General features: G+C 68.3%; 2 protein-coding genes and 1 tRNA gene. 2 read left to right on the top strand and 1 reads right to left on the bottom strand.

Annotation, left to right across the window (positions count from 1 at the left end; translation table 11 throughout):
- Nucleotides 1–60: 60 nt before the first annotated feature.
- Complete coding sequence (locus D7231_RS34550; protein WP_120760294.1) at nucleotides 61–294, top strand: hypothetical protein; 234 nt, start codon at nucleotides 61–63, stop codon at nucleotides 292–294.
- Between the two features lie 104 nt (nucleotides 295–398).
- A tRNA-Ala gene (locus D7231_RS34545) sits at nucleotides 399–471 on the top strand.
- A gap of 67 nt (nucleotides 472–538) precedes the next feature.
- Here D7231_RS34545 and D7231_RS34540 read toward each other — a convergent pair.
- On the bottom strand, nucleotides 539–1,679 hold a 1,141-nt coding region (locus tag D7231_RS34540), incomplete at its 5' end, for a site-specific integrase (protein WP_147449874.1).

The following is a 1,679-nucleotide window of genomic DNA, read 5'->3' as shown; positions in this document are numbered from 1 at the left end:
CTCGACGGAGGGGTATGCCACGTGTGCACAGCCCACGACCGAGGGTGGAGCCGATAGCTCATGGGTGCACACAGCAGGAAGTGCGACTGGTGCGGCGCCGGAACGCCGATCGTCCGCGATCTCCAGCCGGTGAACGCCGCCTACCAGTACTGGTGCGTCGAGTGCGCCCGCGCCCTGATCATCAAGGGCGACCCCATCGAGGTCTACCGCGAACTGGAGGGCGAGCCGATCTACGGCCGCCTCCTCGACGAGCACTGCGCGCTGAAGCGTTTCTACTCCTTCGCCAGCGTCTGACCCCGCTCCCTCTCCCCCCGATACGGATTTGGCAAACGCCCCCACCGGCCGTGTAGAGTAGGGCTCACCGCCGAGGGGGAAGCCCCCCGAAGCGGGACAGGCAAGGGGCTATAGCTCAGTTGGTAGAGCGCTTGCATGGCATGCAAGAGGTCAGGAGTTCAATTCTCCTTAGCTCCACAGGTCAGAGGCCGCCTCCCTTCGGGGAGGCGGCCTCTTTGTCGTCCCTGAGTGACTATCTGCGTGACTACCGCGCCCGCTCTTGGGCGAAGACGCGGTCTATGGCCACCGCCCCGGTCTGGATGACGGGTCGGATCTGCTTTCGATAGATCCTCTCTGTGGTGGACGTACTCGCATGCCCCACCAGCTGGGCGATCTTCTCCACCGGCAGCCCGCCCCGGTCGGAGAGCAGGGACACGAAGCTGGTCCGCAGCTCCCGGGAGGTCCACTCGTGGGGGTTGATCCCCTCGGCTTTGGCGATGGCGCGGCGGAAGGCCCGCCGGACGTTCGCGGCATCGAGCTCGGTCCCCGTGGCGGAGGTGAACACGAGGTTGGCCTGGTTCCAGCTTCCGCCTGCTTGCTTCCGTTGCCTTTCCTGCGCGGCGCGGTGGCACCGCAGGGCGGTGACGCAACGGGCGGGCAGCGCGAGGGTCCGCCGTGACCTGTGGGTCTTGGTGTCGCCTCCTGTCCGGACCGACCGCCAGACGGCGATGTGCGGCGGGATCGGCGGCTCCGCGTCCGGCTGCCCCTCCAGATGGACGTGGTCCCAGGTCAGGGGCCTCAGTTCCTCGGTCCTTGCCCCGGTGAGCAGGGAGAGGACGATGTAGGCCTCCATCGGGTCACCCTCGATTCCCTTCAGAATGGCCTTGGCCTGGCCGTAGGTGAGCGCCTTGGACGGGCGGCCGGGCCGGCCGGGCGGGACGGTGCACAGCGCGACGACGTTGCGGGAGACCTTGTCCCGCACCACGGCCCGCTGGACGGCCCGGCTGAGACAGGAGTGAATCGCCTTCAGCGTCCGGGTACTGAGCACCTTGGCCTTCGCCGCGAGCCAGGCGTCGACATGGTCGACGTGCAACTCGTGCAGAGCGAGGTGCCCGAGCGCGGGGAGGATGTGAGTGCCGCACAGGGTGGTGTAGTTGGCGACCGTGGCCGGGTCCTTGTCGGTGAGGCCGTAGCGCAGCCAGTTCTCCACGGCCCCGCCCACGGTGCCCTCCGGCTCCTTGCCCGCCGGCATCGCGGGAACGACCTCGGCCTCCTCCGGGCCCATTTCCCGCAGTCGCAGCAGTTCCTTGAGCTTGGCCTTGGCCTCGGTCTTGGTGCGTCCGCTGGCGCGTTTGACGACGCGCTTGCCGTCGGCGTCGTACCCGAGGCTGACCGAGGCGATCCAG

The sequence above is a fragment of the Streptomyces klenkii genome, from assembly GCF_003626645.1.
In the GTDB taxonomy this organism is placed as follows: Bacteria; Actinomycetota; Actinomycetes; order Streptomycetales; family Streptomycetaceae; genus Streptomyces; species Streptomyces klenkii.
Note: the sequence above shows the minus strand (reverse complement) of the source record. Positions and strands in the feature narration are given on the sequence as shown.